This window comes from Galbitalea soli, from assembly GCF_010686725.1.
GTDB classification, from domain to species: domain Bacteria; phylum Actinomycetota; class Actinomycetes; order Actinomycetales; family Microbacteriaceae; genus Galbitalea; species Galbitalea soli.
This window is the reverse complement of sequence record NZ_JAAGWZ010000001.1, coordinates 655573-673085: the sequence shown is the minus strand read 5'-3', so window position 1 is coordinate 673085 and position 17513 is coordinate 655573. Positions and strand designations below refer to the sequence as shown.

Annotated in this window: 19 protein-coding genes and 2 tRNA genes; 18 read left to right on the top strand and 3 right to left on the bottom strand. The window is 70.4% G+C overall.

Annotated elements, in window-relative coordinates; translation table 11 throughout:
* The first annotated feature begins 30 nt into the window (after positions 1–30).
* From dnaG to G3T37_RS03110, 10 genes are all read left to right on the top strand, one after another.
* Positions 31–1893: a DNA primase gene (dnaG, locus tag G3T37_RS03155; RefSeq protein WP_163472008.1), complete on the top strand. Its 1863-nt coding sequence runs from the start codon at positions 31–33 to the stop codon at positions 1891–1893.
* Between the two features lie 122 nt (positions 1894–2015).
* Positions 2016–2843, top strand: coding sequence for an ATP-binding cassette domain-containing protein (locus G3T37_RS03150; protein ID WP_163472007.1), 828 nt, complete (start codon positions 2016–2018; stop codon positions 2841–2843).
* The gene (locus tag G3T37_RS03145) at positions 2833–3831 is read left to right on the top strand and encodes a beta-propeller fold lactonase family protein (protein ID WP_163472006.1); all 999 of its coding nucleotides are present in this window, start codon (positions 2833–2835) and stop codon (positions 3829–3831) included. Before G3T37_RS03150 ends, G3T37_RS03145 begins: the two co-directional genes overlap by 11 nt.
* Positions 3832–3896: 65 nt before the next feature.
* A tRNA-Asn gene (locus G3T37_RS03140) sits at positions 3897–3969 on the top strand.
* A 130-nt stretch (positions 3970–4099) separates the two neighbouring features.
* Complete coding sequence (locus G3T37_RS03135; protein ID WP_163472005.1) at positions 4100–5314, top strand: sensor histidine kinase; 1215 nt, start codon at positions 4100–4102, stop codon at positions 5312–5314.
* A complete protein-coding gene (locus G3T37_RS03130; RefSeq protein WP_163472004.1) occupies positions 5311–5973 on the top strand; it encodes a response regulator in 663 nt (220 codons plus the stop codon). Before G3T37_RS03135 ends, G3T37_RS03130 begins: the two co-directional genes overlap by 4 nt.
* A 109-nt stretch (positions 5974–6082) precedes the next feature.
* The gene (locus tag G3T37_RS03125; RefSeq protein WP_163472003.1) at positions 6083–6430 is read left to right on the top strand and encodes an SHOCT domain-containing protein; all 348 of its coding nucleotides are present in this window, start codon (positions 6083–6085) and stop codon (positions 6428–6430) included.
* Between the two features lie 48 nt (positions 6431–6478).
* On the top strand, positions 6479–7369 hold the full coding sequence (locus G3T37_RS03120; protein WP_338401162.1) for a sensor histidine kinase: 891 nt from the start codon (positions 6479–6481) through the stop codon (positions 7367–7369).
* Positions 7370–8077 (top strand): AzlC family ABC transporter permease, encoded by a 708-nt coding sequence (locus G3T37_RS03115; protein ID WP_338401161.1) that lies wholly within the window; start codon positions 7370–7372, stop codon positions 8075–8077.
* Positions 8074–8388 (top strand): AzlD domain-containing protein, encoded by a 315-nt coding sequence (locus G3T37_RS03110; protein WP_163472002.1) that lies wholly within the window; start codon positions 8074–8076, stop codon positions 8386–8388. Before G3T37_RS03115 ends, G3T37_RS03110 begins: the two co-directional genes overlap by 4 nt.
* Positions 8389–8412: 24 nt before the next feature.
* Here G3T37_RS03110 and def read toward each other — a convergent pair whose 3' ends face one another.
* The gene (def, locus tag G3T37_RS03105) at positions 8413–8979 is read right to left on the bottom strand and encodes a peptide deformylase (RefSeq protein ID WP_163472001.1); all 567 of its coding nucleotides are present in this window, start codon (positions 8977–8979) and stop codon (positions 8413–8415) included.
* A gap of 40 nt (positions 8980–9019) precedes the next feature.
* On the opposite strand from def, the gene G3T37_RS03100 reads away from it, so the two are divergent.
* On the top strand, positions 9020–9946 hold the full coding sequence (locus tag G3T37_RS03100; RefSeq protein WP_338401160.1) for a multidrug DMT transporter permease: 927 nt from the start codon (positions 9020–9022) through the stop codon (positions 9944–9946).
* 83 nt (positions 9947–10029) lie between these two features.
* Entirely contained in the window at positions 10030–11361 is a 1332-nt protein-coding gene (locus G3T37_RS03095) for a glycosyltransferase (protein ID WP_338401159.1), read from the top strand.
* 30 nt (positions 11362–11391) lie between these two features.
* On the opposite strand, the gene G3T37_RS03090 is transcribed toward G3T37_RS03095, so the two are convergent.
* Together G3T37_RS03090 and G3T37_RS03085 are read right to left on the bottom strand one after the other, a co-directional pair.
* On the bottom strand, positions 11392–11682 hold the full coding sequence (locus G3T37_RS03090) for a GNAT family N-acetyltransferase (RefSeq protein WP_163471999.1): 291 nt from the start codon (positions 11680–11682) through the stop codon (positions 11392–11394).
* A gap of 15 nt (positions 11683–11697) precedes the next feature.
* On the bottom strand, positions 11698–12345 hold the full coding sequence (locus tag G3T37_RS03085) for a DUF1345 domain-containing protein (RefSeq protein ID WP_338401158.1): 648 nt from the start codon (positions 12343–12345) through the stop codon (positions 11698–11700).
* Positions 12346–12445: 100 nt separating this feature from the next.
* On the opposite strand from G3T37_RS03085, the gene G3T37_RS03080 reads away from it, so the two are divergent.
* The 6 genes from G3T37_RS03080 to G3T37_RS03055 all read left to right on the top strand — a co-directional run bounded on the left by G3T37_RS03080 (position 12446) and on the right by G3T37_RS03055 (position 17509).
* Positions 12446–12519, top strand: a tRNA-Ile gene (locus G3T37_RS03080).
* Between the two features lie 111 nt (positions 12520–12630).
* The gene (locus G3T37_RS03075) at positions 12631–12897 is read left to right on the top strand and encodes a hypothetical protein (protein WP_163471998.1); all 267 of its coding nucleotides are present in this window, start codon (positions 12631–12633) and stop codon (positions 12895–12897) included.
* Positions 12898–12927: 30 nt separating this feature from the next.
* On the top strand, positions 12928–15306 hold the full coding sequence (locus G3T37_RS03070) for an ATP-binding cassette domain-containing protein (protein WP_163471997.1): 2379 nt from the start codon (positions 12928–12930) through the stop codon (positions 15304–15306).
* A 462-nt stretch (positions 15307–15768) separates the two neighbouring features.
* A complete protein-coding gene (locus tag G3T37_RS03065; protein WP_163471996.1) occupies positions 15769–16215 on the top strand; it encodes a hypothetical protein in 447 nt (148 codons plus the stop codon).
* A gap of 65 nt (positions 16216–16280) precedes the next feature.
* A complete protein-coding gene (locus tag G3T37_RS03060; RefSeq protein ID WP_163471995.1) occupies positions 16281–16787 on the top strand; it encodes a sigma-70 family RNA polymerase sigma factor in 507 nt (168 codons plus the stop codon).
* Positions 16784–17509, top strand: a complete 726-nt coding sequence (locus G3T37_RS03055; protein ID WP_163471994.1) for an anti-sigma factor family protein — start codon at positions 16784–16786, stop codon at positions 17507–17509. The genes G3T37_RS03060 and G3T37_RS03055 overlap by 4 nt, the downstream gene beginning before the upstream one ends.
* Positions 17510–17513 lie beyond the last annotated feature (4 nt).

The window sequence follows — 17513 nt, the reverse complement described above, 5'->3', positions numbered from 1 at the left end:
CGAGCCCGGCCGCGACCTTAGAATCGACGGGTGGCGGGCCTCATCAAACGAAGCGATATCGATGAGGTGAGGTCGCGCACCAACATCGCCGACATCGTGGGCGATTACGTCACGCTGAAGGGCGCGGGCGTCGGCTCGATGAAGGGTCTGTGCCCGTTCCACGAGGAGCGCAGCCCCAGCTTCCACGTGCGGCCGCAGGTGGGTTTCTACCACTGCTTCGGCTGCGGGGAGGGGGGCGACGTCTTCACCTTCCTGCAGAAGATGGATCACTGCTCCTTCTCGGAGGCCGTGGAGCGGATGGCCGCTCGCCTGGGTTACGAACTGCACTACGAAGACGGCGGGCAGGCCACCGATCACGGAAACCGCGCACGGCTGCTGGCCGCCAACAAGGCGGCCGAGGAGTTCTTCATCGCGCAACTGACGACACCGGATGCGGCGCCCGGTCGTGCGTTCCTGGGCGAGCGGGGCTTCGACCAGTCCGCCGCCGAGCGCTTCGGCATCGGCTTCGCCCCGCGGGGCGGCGCCGCGGGGCGCCATCTTCGATCGCTGGGTTTCACGGAGGACGAGCTCGTCACGGCCGGCCTTCTCGGTCGCGGTGATCGGGGCGACGTCTACGACCGCTTCCGTGGCCGGCTCGTCTGGCCCATCCGCGACATCACCGGACAGACCCTGGGGTTCGGGGCCCGGCGCCTGCTCGACGACGACAAAGGTCCCAAGTACCTCAACACTCCCGAGACGCCCGTGTACCACAAGAGCCAGGTGCTCTACGGGCTCGACCTCGCGAAGCGCGACATCTCCCGCGGCCGTCAGGTCGTCGTCGTCGAGGGCTATACCGACGTCATGGCGTGCCATCTCGCTGGGGTCACGACGGCCGTCGCGACCTGTGGCACCGCCTTCGGCGTGGACCACATCAAGATCGTCCGCCGCGTCATCGGCGACGTCGACAACTCCGATACCACCGGCACCGGCGAGGTGATCTTCACCTTCGACCCCGACGAGGCCGGGCAGAAGGCCGCGAGCAGGGCATTCAGCGAGGAGCAGCGGTTCGCCGCGCAGACCTTCGTCGCGGTCGCGCCCGACGGGCTCGACCCCTGCGACCTGCGTCTGGGTCGCGGGGACGAAGCGGTGCGCCGACTGGTGAAGACCCGCAAACCCATGTTCGAGTTCATGATCCGGCGCACGCTCGACGGCTACAATCTCGACACCGTCGAGGGCCGCGTCGCCGCCCTGCGCTCGGCCGCGCCCGTCGTAGCGGGCATCCGGGATCAGTCGCTGAGCATCGGGTACACGCGCAACCTCGCGGGTTGGCTCGGCATGGATCCGTCGGAGGTCGGGCGCGCGGTCAACGCCGCCCGCAGCGGTGCGGCACACGCGACCCCGGCGCCGACGCCGGAGGCGGACGCTCCCGATCGCTCGGCCGACATCTCGCTCACCGAGTTGCCCACCGACCCCACGACGAGACTCGAGCGCGATGCCGTCATGGCGATCCTCCAGTACCCGGCGGAGGTCGGTCGCGAGCTCGTGTCGCGGGCTGCGCGGGTGGAGTTCACGAATCACACGCTGGCGGTCATCCGCGATGCGATCGCGTCGAGTCTCGATGCCTTCGGCACCGCCGAGTGGGTGGCCGAGGTGACCCGGCAGGTGCCCTCGTCGTTCGTGACTCTCGTGCAGCAGCTCGCGGTTGCGCCGATCCCGGCGCGGGCCGACAAGATCGCGGAGTACTGCTCCTCGCTCGCGAGCGACCTCATCGATCGTGATCTGCTGCGGGCGAAGGCCGAACTACTCGGGGCGCTGCAGCGCACCGACGCGGTGAGCGAGCCGGAGCGGTACGCCATCCTGCAGCGGGAACTGGTGAGCGTCGAGGCGGAACGTCGGCTGCTGCGGAAGGAGTGATCGCCCCTCGGCCTCACCACCGGCGGCCCGGTCTCCACGGGATCCGACCGCTCTGTGCTACACCTTAAAGCCCCCCGACGATCGCCAATCGGCGCTGTGCGCGCGCAGGAAAGGACGAACGAGTGACGAAGACCCCGTTCGCCGTCGTGGCCGATGACCTCTCGCTCAAGTGGGAGTCGCGGCGCGCCGAGTCGGAGCACGTGGCCGTGGACGGAGCGACCTTCCAGATTCCGGTGGGCGAGATCCTCGCGGTGATCGGGGAGACCGGATCGGGCAAGAGTTCACTCGCCCAGGCTGTCGCCGGACTCGCCGGCACCGCGCACGGCCCCTCCATCGTCGGTGGATCGCTGACCGTGCTCGGCCGATCGATGCGCTCCCTGGGCTCCCGCAAGCGCGAACGACTCGGTCTGCACATCGGGTACGTGCCCCAGGATGCGGGCGCCGCCCTCGACCCCCGCCTCATGATCGGCGAGAACATCGCCGCGCCCATCTTCGCCCGGGATCCCGACTTCGATCAGCGTGACGCCGCCATCGCGGTCGCAACCCTCGTGGACGCCGTGCATCTGCCGCTGACGACGATGAACCGGTTCCCGCACGAGCTGAGTCGCGGACAGCGCCAGCGCGTCGCGATCGCGCGGGCGCTCATCCTCGAACCGACGCTGCTGGTCGCCGACGACCCCACCTCGGGCGTGGATGTGAACGGTCGGGCGGTGATCCTCGACATCGTTCGCGAGCTCCACGAGCAGCGCGAGTTCTCCGCCCTCATTGTCAGCCACACGATCAGCGAGGTGCGCCGCGTGAGCTCGCGTGTGGCGGTGATGCACAGGGGCATTATCGTGGCACTGGGCCCGGTCGACGAGGTGCTGGATTCGCCCAGTCACTCCTACGTGGAGGGACTCGCCCGCGTGATTCGCGATCTCAAGACAGCGGAGGAACTCAGTGCCATCTAATACCGTGTGGGTCGGCGCGTACACCGACGACATGGGCGGCTCGTCGACGGGGATCACCCGACTGGCCCGCGACGCCGACGGCGCACTGCAGAACCGGGGGATCGCCGCCGGCTCCGACTCGCCCTCGTTCCTTCGCCGCTCGGGTGACGTCATCTACGCCGCGGGAGAGGGTGGGCCGACGATCTCCGCCTTCCGCGTCGACGGCGAGGAGCTCCGCTTCCTCGGCCTGCAGGATGCGGCCGGCACCTCACCGTGCAGCCTGGGGGTCGTGGCGCACGGGCGGCTGCTCGTCGCCGCCTGCTACGGGGATGGCGTCGTCGACGTGCATCCCATTGCACCGGACGGCACCCTCGGGCGCACCTCGCAGTCGCTTCGCGCGACGGGCACGGGCCCGCACTCGGTGCAGGACGGCCCGCACGCCCACGACGTGCTGCAGGTCTCGGACACTCTCGTGCTGACCACCGATCTGGGCGCCGACCGCATCCACCTGCATCTCGTCGACGAGAACGGTCTCACCCGCACGGGTGCGATCGAGTTGCCGCCGGGAACCGGTCCGCGCGATCTCCTCCTGCACCCCTCGGGCGCCATCTGGGTGCTCGGCGAGCTGAGTCTGCAGATCCTCGTCATCACGCGCGGTCCCGAGGGATTCGTCGTCTCGGCACCGGTGCCGATTCCGGGTGCCACGGAGGGCGACCACGCTGCGGCCCTCGCGCTCAGCGCCGACGGCCGACACGCCTACACCGGCCTGCGCGGCTCGAACCGGATCGCGGTCCTGCGGGTGGAGGAGGACGGGCGCTCGCTGCGGCCCCTGACCTTCGTGGACTGCGGCGGCGGGTGGCCACGCCACCTCGTCGTCGACGGCGACGAGCTGCTGGTCGCGAATCAGTTGTCGAACTCGGTGTCGAGCTTCGCGATCGGCGTCGACGGCGTTCCCGTCTTCCACGGTTCGATCGCGGTGCCGTCGCCCACCTATCTCCTGCTCGGCTGAGCCTGGGGAGCGCGCCGATTTGGTGGCGCCGCAACCTTTGGTAAAGTAGCTACGCTTCACCGCGATCCTCGATAGCTCAATTGGCAGAGCAATCGGCTGTTAACCGATAGGTTCTTGGTTCGAGTCCAAGTCGGGGAGCTGAACCCCCGGTCCTCCACGACCGGGGGTTTCCTCGTCTCCGGCGGTACGTCTCCTACTCCCGCGGGAGTAGCGCCGGCGGGTCCGCGCAGTGGATGCCGGGTGATCCCGCTCCGCGTAGCATCGACGCATGCGCGACCGCGACTGGCGACACGACGAGGCCTGGTTCGCGCACGCCCACGCCTTCGGGCGGCCGCCGGGCGGAGGGTCGCCGAGGGCGCGGCTCTGGATCCCGGTCGTGGTCTCACTCGTCGTGCAGGTGCCCGCGGTGTTCTTCATCGTCGCCCGGCGCGAGCTCGTGCCGCTCGATCACACCGGCAGTACCTTCTGGCTCGCCCTCGCGCTCGCGCTCGTGGGACCGATCGCCCTGATCGGCGCGCGCCGCTGGCCGGGTCCCGTCGTCGCGGTCGTCACCGCGGCGGCCTGCGCCTCGATCTTCGTGGGGAATTTCGACAATTCGCCGCCCTACATCTCCCTCGCGTTCGCGATCGTCGGGGCGATCGTTCGCGGAGCGCGACCCTGGGCCTGGATCTCGATCGCCACGGGGTGGGTGATCACGCTCTCGATCGCGATCGCGACGGGGGCGCACTGGAACGCACCGCGGATCGCGGCGACGACCCTGGGCATCCTGATCGTCATCGGCATCGGCGAGTCGACCCGGTCACGGCGGGAGCGATTCCGTCAGCTGGCGCGCGCACGCGCGGAGCGCCAGCAGACCGAGGTGCAGGCGGAGCGGGTGCGCATCGCGCGCGAGCTCCACGACGTTCTCGCGCACTCGCTCAGCCAGATCAACGTTCAAGCCGGTGTCGGCCTGCACCTGATGGACGGCGACCCCGACAAGGCGCGCGACGCGCTCGCGAACATCAAGGAGACGAGCAAGACCGCGCTCGACGAGGTGCGGTCGGTGCTGGGCGTGCTCCGCTCGGGCCGGGACGCTGATGCTCCGCTCGTGCCGGAACCCGATCTCGCCCGCCTGCCCGCCCTCGCCGACTCCGTGCGCGATCAGGGTATCGATGTGGCGCTCGGGTCGGCGCCCGACGGGCTGCCCCAGGCGACGCAGCTCGCGCTCTACCGGATCGTGCAGGAGTCGCTGACCAACGTGGTTCGGCACGCCCGGGCGTCCCGGGCCCGCGTCGAGTTCGATGTCAGCGACGAGTTCTACTCGGTCACCATCACCGACGACGGGGTCTCGAGCTACCGCGCAGACACCGAGGGTCGTGGCCTGCTCGGCATGCGGGAGCGGGCGGAGCTGCTGGGGGGCACTCTCGAGGCGGGTCCCTCGCCGCACGGTGGCTTCCGGGTCCAGGCGCGGATCCCGGTGCGCACGCGCGTGGGCGCCCCGTGATCCGCGTCGCGATCGCCGACGATCAGGGCCTCATCCGCGCCGGCTTCCGCAGCCTGCTGGAGGCGGAGCGCGATATCGAGATCGTGGGGGAGGCCGGCACCGGAGTCGAGATCGTGGCGCTCGCGCGGGCTGAGTCGCCCGATGTGGTGCTGATGGACATCCGCATGCCCGACGGGGACGGCCTCTGGGCGACCGAGCAGATCGTGGCCGACCCGCGACTGACCGGGACGCACATCGTGATCGTGACGACCTTCGAGTTGGACGAGTACGTGGGCCACGCCATCCGCGCCGGCGCGAGCGGCTTCCTCGTGAAAGACACCGAGCCCGTCGAACTCATCCGTGCCGTGCGCGTGGTGGCGGGCGGGGATGCCCTGCTCAGCCCGAGCGTCACCAAGCGCCTGCTCGAGCGCGTCGCCGTCGACTGGAAGGCCGGTGCCGACACCCGCCAGCTCCAGGTGCTGACCGAGCGGGAGCGCGAGGTGCTCGGGCTGGTCGGGCAGGGCCTGACCAACGAGGAGATCGGGGCGCGCCTGTACCTCAGCCCGCTGACAGCGAAGACCCACGTGAGCCGCATGATGGCGAAGCTCGGCGCACGCGACCGGGTGCAGCTCGTGGTGATCGCCTACGAGACCGGGCTGGTCAAGCCCGGGTGGCAGTAGTCCCGCGGGAGTACGGAGGTTCCTCCGCGCAGCAGATTCGTGCGCCGCGCGCGCGGCGGATGCTGGTGTCATCGGGTTCCGCCGGAGCCCCAGACAGAAGGAATCAACCGTGTTCACATCCCTCGCCGTCGTCCCAGCCGCCATGGGGCCACTGGCCCACGGCGCCCTCGGGTTCGGTCTTCTCCCGCTGTTCATCCTCGGCCACGTGTTCTGGTTCGTGGTGATCGTGGGCCTCATCGTGTTCGCGATCGCCGGTCGACGTCGTCGCTGGGCGCGCTGGGCAGCCATGAGCCACAGCGGCGGACCCTTCGGTCACGGTGGATGGGGCAGCCCGTCCCGTGCAGCCGAGACGACGCTCGCCGAGCGTTTCGCGCAGGGTGACATCGATGAGAAGGAGTACCGGGCACGCCTCGAGGTGCTGCGCGCGAACAACGGTCCGCAGTTCCCCGCGAAGTAGCGCGATAGTCTTCCTCTGGGTGCGGCAGCGCCCAGAGGGAGACCTTTCGTGACCACTCTGCCCCCCGCGGCGGCGCTCGGCATCGCCGCGGTCCTCGTCATCCTCGCGCTCCTGTTCGCGGGGCTCTGGCTTCGCGGTCGTCTCCGGCTGCGGTCGGAGCGCCGCGATCGGATCGCGGCCCAGCGCGAGATGCTGGAGCTCCGACTCGCACTCGATGAGCAGACGGCGCGGCTGCGGATCATCCGCGAACTGCACGAGGTCGCCGTGCATCACGTCTCCGTGATCGTGAGTCAGGCCGACGGCGCTCGCTTCGCGGGGGAGCGGGACCCGGGCGCCGCCTTCCGCTCCGTGACGACCATCGGCGAGTCCGCGCGCTCCACCCTCGCCGACCTCCGCCGGGTCATGACGGTCGTGCGGGAGGGCGAGGCCGAGGTATCGCCCCAGCCCCGTCTGGGCTCGACCCGCGACCTGTTCAAGGTGATGCGCGACGCGGGACTCATCATCGAGTTCGATGAGGTCGGTGAGCCCTTCGAACTGCGGCAGGGCGCCGAGGTCGTGGTGTACCGGATCCTGCAGGAGGCCCTCTCGAACGCCCTCAAGCACGGCGGCGACGGCACCGAGGTGCGGGTGGCCTTCACCTGGACGGCCGACGGCCTGCAGGTGAAAGTCGACGACGACGGCGTGCGCGCCCGGGACCGCCGCGCGGGGCTCGATCCGAACAGCGAGTCCCAGCGCCGCGGCTACAGCATCGACGACGACATGGATGCGCTCACCGAGGTGGTGAGCGGCACCGGGATCACCGCGATGCGCGAGCGCGCCGCCCTCTTCGGCGGGGTCTTCCACGCCCACTCGGTGCCCGGCGTCGGGTTCTCGGTGGCCGTCGTGTTCCCCGCGCTGCGGTACCACAACGGCATCCACGGCGTGAACCTGGGGCGCTGAGTGCCGCTGCGTCCCCGCTCGGTCGAGACGCGCGTCGCGTTCCGATCCGGCCTCGCGGTCGCGGTCGCCGTCTCGCTCTACGGCGTCTCCTTCGGTGCGCTCGCCGTCGCCTCGGGTCTCAGCGTCTGGCAGACCAGTGTGCTGAGCCTCCTCATGTTCTCGGGTGGCTCGCAGTTCGCCCTCATCGGGGTTCTCGCGACGGGCGGCGCCTCGGCCGGTGTCGCGGCGATCGCGGGCGCTGCTCTGCTCGGGCTGCGGAACGGTCTCTACGCCATCCGCATGTCGCCGATCATCGGCGGGCCGCTCGCGCGCCGGCTCGCCGCGGCGCACTTCACGATCGACGAATCGACGGCCGTCGCCACCGCGCAGTCGACCCCCGCCGCTCAGCGGGCCGGCTTCTGGTACACGGGAATCCTCTTGTTCGTGGGCTGGAACATCGCGACCCTCGTCGGCGCGCTCATCGGCAACCTGCTCGGCGATGTGCGGCAGTACGGACTCGACGCCGCCGCGGCCGCCGCCTTCGTCGGACTCCTCTGGCCCCGTCTCCGGCGACGCCAGCCGATCATCGTGGCGGCGGCGGCCGCCGTCATCGCAGCGGTGCTCACTCCCTCGCTCCCCGCGGGGGTGCCGATCCTCGTCGCGGCGCTCGTCGCGGTCGTGGTGGGCGCCACCAACCTGTTCGGAGCGCGCGGGGGTGATGCCGCGTGAGCGTGTGGACGATCATCCTGCTCGCCTCGGTCTGCGTGCTCGGCCTCAAGGTCGTGGGCTACCTCGTGCCGCCGAGGCTCGTGGAACGGCCGACGCCGGCCCGGATCTCGTCTTTGCTCACCGTCGCGCTGCTCGCCGGACTGGTCGCGGTGCAGTCGCTCGCGCGCGGCACGGAGATCGTGGTCGACGCGCGGGTGCCCGCGGTCATCCTCGCGGGGGTGCTGTTCGCGCTGCGGGTGCCGTTCGTGCTCGTCATCATCGCCGCCGCCCTGTGCGCCGCGCTTCTGCCGCTGGCCGGCTGGATGACCTGACCCGGGCCCTCGCCCGCGACCCCCTCAGCCCTCCAGGTCGTCGACCCCGGGCAGCCAACTCGCGCCCGGCACGCCCCATCCCGCTTTCCGGATCGCCTTCGACACGGTGCGGGCGTGGGCGTGCTCCAGTCGGTCGGCATAGAGCACTCCGTCGAGGTGGTCGTACTCGTGCTGGAAGATCCGGGCCAGCCAGCCGTGCGCCTCGAGCTCGAATCGCGTGCCGTCGAGCTCGGTCGCCTGCAGGATCGCGCCCTCCGCGCGTCGGAGCGGGAATCGCTCGCCGGGGATGGAGAGGCAGCCCTCCGACTCGGTCTCCTCGTCGGCGGCCCCCGCCGGGATGGGGGAGAGCCACAGGGTGGGGTTGATCGCCGTGCCCTTCCAGGTCGTCCCCTCGTCGTCGGTCCACTCATAGACGAACACGCGAAGCGGCACCCCGACCTGCGGTGCGGCGAGTCCCACGCCGGGTGCGGCCTCCATCGTCTCGACCATGTCGGCGACCAGCGCGCGGATCGCGTCGTCGATCTCGCCCACCGGGGCGGCGGGGGTGTGCAGCACCGGATCTCCGGTGATGAGAATGGGAAGTACGGCCATTCACTCAGGGTATCCGGTGGCCACCGGGTAGATTCATCGAGTGCCACTCGACTCATTGACCTCTTTGACGCCGTTGCAGGCACTCGGCATCCCGGTGGCGCTCATCGGCTCGATCTTCCTCGCGCTCGGCGCGCAGTTCCAGCACCGCGGCGTCGCCAAAGTCGATGCCTCGACGCTCACCGACGGCGGCTCAGGGCTCAGCGTCCGGCAGCTCCTCCTGCTCGTGCGCCGCCCGTCCTGGGTGCTCGGCACGCTCATGCTCGGTCTGGCCGTGGTGCTCCAGTTGTTCAGCCTCTATCTCGCGCCGCTGACGGTGGTGCAGCCGCTCGGCGCGGTCGCGCTCGTCATCACCTCGATCGTGAACGCCCGCGTGAGCCGCACGAAGCTCGACCACGCCTCCATCCGCGCGATCGCGTTCTGCGTGGGCGGGGTGGGGCTGTTCGTGGGTGTCGCGGCGGTGACCACGACCTCGCAGCCGGTGCATGAGACTCAGCTGATCGCCGTGCTGGTCATCCTCGTCGTCGTGGTCGCCGCCATCGTCACGCTGTTCGTGCTCTTCCGCACGCGGTTCTCGATGCTGTTCTTCATCATCGCGGCCGGTGTGCTCTTCGGTTTCGTCGCGACGCTCGCGAAGGTCGTGATCGACCGCGTGAAGACGCTGCTTCTCGGTGGCTTCCACCTGACCGCGAGCGACATTCTCACGGTGCTGTGCGTGCTGGGGCTCATCCTCGCCGCGGTTCTCGGCTCCTACTTCGTGCAGACCGCCTACTCCTCGGGGCCGCCCGACCTCGTCGTGGCCGGCCTCACCGTGATCGACCCGCTGGTCGGCGTGACCATCGGAATCGTCGTCCTGGGGGAAGCCGCGACGGCGCCGCTCTGGGCGGCCTTCGCTTTCGTGATCGCCGGCGGGATCGCCATCTACGGCGTGTTCCAGCTCTCCAAACACCATCCCCAGCTTCGCGCGTAGGGTACCGTGGACGTAGCTTTCCACTGGATCACGCGGCCGCTGGCTCCGACCCGGCGCGATACATGCAAGGGAACCCCCACACTGTGACAGATGTCCCCGAGAGTACGTCTGATCTCGAGATCTCCACCGGCCCCGACCCCAAGCCCCCGCTCACCGTGGTCATCGGTGCCGACACCTTCGCCCCCGAGATCAACGGCTCCGCCACCTTCTCGGCGAGTCTCGCAGCGGGCCTCGCGCGGCGGGGCCACACCGTGCACATCGTCGCCCCCGCGGGCAGCTACCGCGGCTGGGGCACCTACCGCGAGGTGCACGCCGGCGAAGAGCTCACCGTTCACCGCCTGTTCTCCGCCCGCTGGTACCCGCACCCCTGGCTGCGGTTCGCGCTGCCGTGGCGGATCCAGAAGAACAGCGCGCGGATCCTCGACGAGGTGAAGCCCGACGTCGTTCACTTCCAGTCCAACATCGTGGTGGGGCGCGGCCTGTCGGAGCAGGCCCTCAAGCGGGGCATCCGGCTCATCGCCACCAATCACGTGATGCCCGAGAATCTCCTCGAGCACTCGCCCATCCCGGAGCGATTCCAGGAGGCGGCCGTCAAGGCGTACTGGGCCTCGGCCGAGAAGATCTACGGCCGCGCGCAGGCGATGACGACGCCGACCAGGCGGGCCGCCGACTACCTCGAGCAGAACACGAACCTCCGCGGCGTCATCGCGATCTCCTGCGGCATCGACGCGCACAAGTACACGCCCAGCTTCGAGCCCCGCACCGAGAACCTCATCGTGTTCGTGGGGCGGGTGACCGGCGAGAAGCAGATCGATGTGCTCATCAAGGCGTTCGCGCGACTCGACCCGAGCCTGCGCGCGCGACTCGAGATCGTCGGCGGCGGCGAGATCGAGCACCAGCTCAAGCACCTGGCGCAGACCCTCGGCGTCGCCGACCGGGTCACCTTCGCCGGCTACGTGAGCGACGAGTACCTGCGCAACGCGCTCACCCGCGCGACCGTCTTCGCGATGCCCTCCATCGCCGAGCTGCAGAGCATCGCGACGATGGAGGCGCTCGCCTCCGCCCTGCCCGTCGTGGGCGCGAACGCGATGGCCCTCCCGCACCTCGTGCACGACGGCGAGAACGGCTACCTGTTCGAACCCGGCAACGTCGACGAGATGGCCGCCCGACTCACCGACGTGCTGACGATGCCCGAGGATGAACTGCAGAAGTTCAAGCGTGAGAGCCTCTCCATCGTGCAGGCGCACGACATCCAGCGCACCCTCGCCACCTTCGAGGCGCTGTACCGCGGCGAGCAGGTGACCGAGCCGCTCATCGAGGAACCGCTGCGCACCCGCTCGGTCTGGCGCGAGCGGCTGGCGGCACGAGTGCGCAACCGGCGCGCGGGGTCACTGGCGGCGGCCGAGCGCTCCTGAGCGGGCGGCGGGCCGGCGCCGGTCATCCGCTCAGCCGTCGACGCCCGCGGGTCGATCGAGCAGATCGGCGTAGTCGGGGTTCTTCGTGATGAAGGCCGCGACCATGGGGCACTGCGCGACCACCCGCATCCCCGCGACGCGCGTGTCGTCGAGGGCGTACCGCACGAGCTGGGTGGCGAGGCCGCGGCCGCCCCACTCCGCGTCGATCTCGGTGTGGGTGAACACCCGGCGTTCACCGGCGTCGCGGAAGTAGCTCGCGCCGATCACCGCGCCCTCCTCGACGATCTCGTAGCGGCGGTCGGACTTTCGAAACTCGGTCATGCGACCATCCTGCCGTCAGTTGGCGAGACCCGCGATGAGGTTGACGGTCGCCGCGAGGATCACCGAGCCGAAGAGGTACGAGAGCAGGGCGTGACGCAGCGCGGTCGCGCGGATGCGGGTGTTCTGAAGGTCGGTGTCGGAGACCTGGAAGGTCATTCCGAGTGTGAAGGCGAGATAGGCGAAGTCCGCGTAGCGCGGGCCCGCCTTCTGCTTGAAGTCGACGCCGCCCGCACCATCGGTGTAGTACAGGCGCGCGTAGCGGAGCGTGAAGAGCGTGTGCACCAGGAACCAGGACGCCGCGATGCTGAACACCGCGAGCAGCGGTACGAGGTCCTTCGCGATGCCGGTCGCGTTCTTCGCCTGCGCGAGCAGCACCACGACGGCCACGATGCTGGCGACGCTCCCCAGCAGCAGGAGCACGTCGGTCGTGCCCACCCGCGGGTCCTCGCGCGTCGCGTGGGCGCTCGTCTCCTCCGGGCCCATCGGACCGATGCGCGGCCACACCCACAACAGATAGGTGGCCGCGGCGGCAAGCCACCCGGCGATCGGCGCGTACTGCGCCACGCCGAGGAGCGCGACGACGAAGCCCACGATCACCCCGACGGCGGCCATGACGACGATGCGGACGGGGGAGCGGCCCTGGGGCGCGGCGGAGGAGTTCACCCTCCAACAGTGGGGGTCGCCGGTGCGCGGCGCAATGGCTTGCGCTCGCCGGCGCCCTGTATCGTGTTGATGCTGTCGCCGGGTGCGCCCGACGGCGCACGGGGCGGTAGCTCAGCTGGTTAGAGCAGCGGACTCATAATCCGTCGGTCACGGGTTCAAGTCCCGTCCGCCCTACTGGTCAGCGCCACCCGCCGCCGCAGGCACCCCATGCACGTCCCGCCGCCGCGCGCAACCCTGGGCCCGAGGGTTGACAGCCGCCGGGCATCCAAGGACGGTGGAGGGGTGATGGCGGTGAGGTTCGGGCAGAAGTCCGCGGTGATGAGCAACCGCATGTGCGATGCGCTCATCGAGTACGACTCCGCTCTGCGCGCGGTCGGCGACAGCGACACGATCACCGTTCCCGTCGGCGAGCACGGCGACGGCGAGGCGCAGACGTTCACGCTGGGGTCGACGATCGGGCGCGAGTTCCGGCCCGTGTTCGACGCGGAGAGCTGCCTCGACGATCTCGACGTGGTCCACGACGTGCTGAAGCGCGCGGCCCGACTGGGCTGATGTCTGCGGCGGCTCCTACACTGGGGCAGCATGAGCATCGCCCCTGATTCCGCCGCGGCCGGGCATCCCGCCGATCGCCACGATCTCATCCGCGTGCAGGGCGCCCGCGTCAACAATCTGCGCGATGTCAGCGTCGAGATCCCCAAGCGGCGCCTCACCGTCTTCACCGGCGTCTCCGGGTCGGGCAAGAGCTCCCTGGTCTTCGGCACCATCGCCGCCGAGTCGCAGCGGATGATCAACGAGACCTACAGCGCCTTCGTGCAGGGTTTCATGCCGACCCTCGATCGCCCCGACGTCGACCTCCTCGACGGCCTGACCACGGCCATCATCGTCGACCAGGAGCGCATGGGGGCGAACTCCCGGTCGACCGTCGGCACCGCGACCGACGCGAACGCGATGCTGCGCAGCCTCTTCAGCCGGATCGCCTCGCCGCACATCGGCTCCCCGCAGGCCTACTCCTTCAACGTCGCCTCGATCTCGGGTTCGGGCGCGGTCACCACGGAGCGGGGAGGCGCGACGGTGAAGGAGCGGCGCAGCTTCAGCATCACGGGCGGCATGTGCCCGCGCTGCGACGGCATGGGCAGCGTCACCGACATCGACCTCACCCAGCTCTACGACGACAGCAAGTCGCTCGCGGAGGGTGCGCTCACCATTCCGGGGTACACGCCCGACGGCTGGGCGGTGCGGATCTTCACGGAGTCGGGGTTCGTCGACCCCGCGAAGCCGATCCGGGAGTTCAGCGAGCCGGAGCTGCGGGAGTTCCTGCACAAAGAGCCGACCAAGGTCAGGATCAACGGCATCAACCTGACGTACGAGGGGCTCGTTCCCAAGATCCAGAAGTCGATGCTCTCCAAGGACGTCGAGGCGCTGCAGCCGCATATCCGCGCCTTCGTGGAGCGGGCGGTCACGTTCACGAGCTGCCCGGAGTGCGGCGGCACGCGGTTGAGTGCGGCGGCGCGGTCATCCACCATCGGCGGGGTCAGCATCGCGGACGCCTGCGCGATGCAGATCAGCGATCTCGCCGAGTGGGTGCGCGGGCTGCACGAGCCCACTGTGGGGCCCCTGCTGCTCGGCCTCGGGGCGCTCCTCGACTCCTTCGTGCGGATCGGCCTCGGGTACCTCTCGCTCGATCGATCCGCCGGCAGCCTTTCGGGCGGGGAGGCGCAGCGCACCAAGATGATCCGCCACCTGGGCTCCTCGCTCACCGACGTCACCTACGTGTTCGACGAGCCCACGGTCGGGCTCCACCCGCACGACATCGAGAGCATGAACGAGCTGCTCCTGCGCCTGCGCGACAAGGGCAACACGGTGCTCGTGGTGGAGCACAAGCCGGAGACGATCGCGATCGCCGACCACGTCGTCGATCTGGGGCCCAGGGCGGGCTCCGCGGGCGGCCAGGTCATGTTCGAGGGCACGGTGGCGGGGCTGCGCGCGAGCGACACCCTCACCGGTCGACATCTGGATGACCGCGCCGGCGTGAAGCCCGCTGTGCGGGTGCCCACCGGCTCGCTCCCCGTCCGCGACGCGCGCGACCACAACCTCCGCGGCGTCGACGTGGACATCCCGCTCGGCGTGCTCGTCGTCGTGACGGGCGTGGCGGGATCCGGAAAGAGCTCGTTGATCAGGGGTTCCGTGTCGGGGCGCGACGGTGTCGTGACGGTCGACCAGGGCGCGATCCGGGGATCGCGGCGCAGCAACCCGGCCACCTACACCGGGCTGCTCGATCCGATCCGCACCGCCTTCGCGAAGGCCAACGGCGTGAAGGCGGCGCTGTTCAGCGCGAACTCGGAGGGCGCCTGCCCGGTGTGCAACGGCGCCGGCCTGATCTTCACCGATCTGGGCGTGATGGCGGGCGTGACCACGGTGTGCGAGGAGTGCGAGGGCAAGGGCTTCCAGGCCGCGGTGCTCGAGTACCGGCTGGGCGGACGCGACATCAGCGAGGTGCTCGGCATGTCGGTCGAGGCGGCGGAGCAGTTCTTCGCCTCGGATGCGGGTCGGGTGCCCGCGGCGCACGCCATCCTCAGCCGGCTCGCCGACGTGGGGCTCGGCTACCTCACCATCGGCCAACCGCTCACCTCGCTCAGCGGCGGGGAACGCCAGCGCCTCAAACTGGCGACCCACCTCGCCGAGAAGGGCGGGGTCTACGTTCTCGACGAGCCGACCACGGGACTCCACCTGGCCGACGTGCGCGCGCTGCTCGGGCTGCTCGACCGCCTCGTCGACTCCGGAAAGTCGGTGATCGTCATCGAGCACCACCAGGCGGTGATGGCCCACGCCGACTGGATCATCGACCTCGGGCCGGGGGCGGGCCACGACGGCGGACGGGTGGTGTTCGAGGGCACTCCGGCCGCGCTCGTCGCGAACCCGGTCACCCTCACCGGTCAGCACCTCGCGGCCTACGTCGCCTGAGCGAGACAGGCGTGCCGCGAGCGAGGCGTGCCGCGGGCGAAGTGTGCCGTGGGCGGGGGCACGGGAGGCGCCGCATGGGCGGCGCGGAGTGCGAGGTGACCGGGCCGATCTCCGCACCGAGCCCGGCCACCTCTTGCCACCGCAGGGAGCTGGGCCCAGGCCGGGTCTGGTACCGGCGGGTGGGCTCCCGGATACGGGGACGTAAGCACACGGTAGAGCGCGCGATGCGCACCACACAGGGTCTAAAGTCCCGTCAGAGGTGAAGCCAGCCCTTGTCGCACCCGGGGCACCAGTAGTAGGCGGCATCCTCGTGCGGCGCGTCGAGGACACCCCCGCACTCCGGGCACTCCTCGTTCGGCAGGGTGCTCATGTCGTCCACGCTACGCTTTCGCTATCAGACCGACACGGGTTGTGCCCGGCGTCCGAGTGTGCAGGGCCCGACGGGCGACAGGAGATCCTCGCGTGACAGCAGAGCCGATTCAGGGGCGGCCCCGTCGCGTTCGCGGGCGGCTCATCGTGCTGATCGCGGTGCTCGTAGTCGCGCTCGTCGTGCTGGTGGTCATCCGCGTGAACAGCGCCCGGTCGGACGCCGCCACCGCGACCGCGTGCCGCTCCGTCGCGGCGAGCTACCTCGCCCTCGAGACGGTCGTCGGCGACCGCAGGGCGGGCACCGCGAGTGATGCCGACATGGCACGGGCACTGCAGGCGATTCCCGCGCAGCTCACCGACGCCGCGCGCGGTGCCGACGGCGAGGTGCGGGCCGCCATCGAGAGGGCCGCGTCTCTCGCGACCAGCTACACCCGCTCGGTCGACAGCGCGCACTCGGTGCCGTTCTTCCGCCAGCTGGTCGCGGTCGCGACGAGCTGCGGCCGGCACGGCACGAGCATCACGCTCCCGGGGCTCAGCTAGACGCATCGCGGTCGACAATTGAACCGACGGGCGTCGTCGCCCGTTGACAAGGGTGGAGGTGAGCGATGCGGGATGACCAGGCCGGCCTGCTCCGAGCCCTCAACGACACGCATTCCGCCGCCCTCACGCGGTTCGTCCTGCGCCTGACCGGCGACCGGCAGCTCACGGAGGACGTGGTACAGGAGACCCTTCTGCGCGCCTGGCGGAAGCCGGCCATCCTCGAACTGGACGACTCGAGCGCGCGGGCCTGGCTGTTCACGGTCGCCCGCAACCTCGTCATCGACGACCGGAGGAGCGCGCGGCACGCCCGCGAGTTCACGACCGAGGTCCTGCCCGATCCGGGCGTGCCCGATCGCACCGATCAGATTCTGGACGCCTGGTTGATCGAGGACGCCCTGGCCGCGCTGTCGCCCGAGCACCGCCGCGTGGTGGTCGCCGCCTACTACGGCGCGGCGACGGTCGCCGAGATCGCGCGGAGCGAGGGGGTTCCGGAGGGCACGGTGAAGTCACGGCTGCACTACGCGCTGCGTGCCCTGCGGCTCGCACTGCAGGAGCGGGGGGTGACACTGTGACCGATGACCATGAGGGGTTCCGCGACTGGGACGCCGCCTACGTGCTCGGGGCGCTCGCGCCCGCGGATCGGCTGAGCTATGAACGGCACCTCGAAACCTGCGCACTGTGCGCCGCCGCGGTGGCCGAACTGGCGGGGCTGCCCGGCATCCTCGGCCGCCTTCCCGCGGCCGACGCGCTCGCGATCGGCTCGGATGCCGCCTCCGCGGGCGAGCAGACGGTGCTGGGCACGGTCCGCCACCTCGGGGAGCCGCAGCTCGGCGATTCGGCGCCCTCGTTGCGCCACCTCGCCCGGGCGGTGCGGCGACGCACGCGAGCGCGCGTGATCGGGGCGATCGCCGCGGTCGCCCTCGTCGGAGGGGCGACGGCCGGTGCGGTGGTGGCGCTCGCCCCCGCCGCCCCCGCCGCGGTGGCGATGTCGGTGGTCGGCACCCCGGTGATGACGGCGGACCTCCGCGTCGTGCCGACGGCCTGGGGGACGCGGCTGGAGTGGTCCTGTCGATATCGCGCCGCGGGCACGCGCGCTGCCTACGGGGGGCCGCAGTCGTACGACCTCGTGGTGGTCGACCGGTCGGGGAGGCGCGTGACCGTCGCGAGCTGGACCTCGACGGGCGCTCCCGCGGACGGGCTGGTGGCGACGACCGCGATCGCTGCGGCGGAGATCCGCAGCGTCGAGGTGACGCCGAGCGGGAGCGACACCGCCATCCTTCGCGAGAATCTGTGAACGG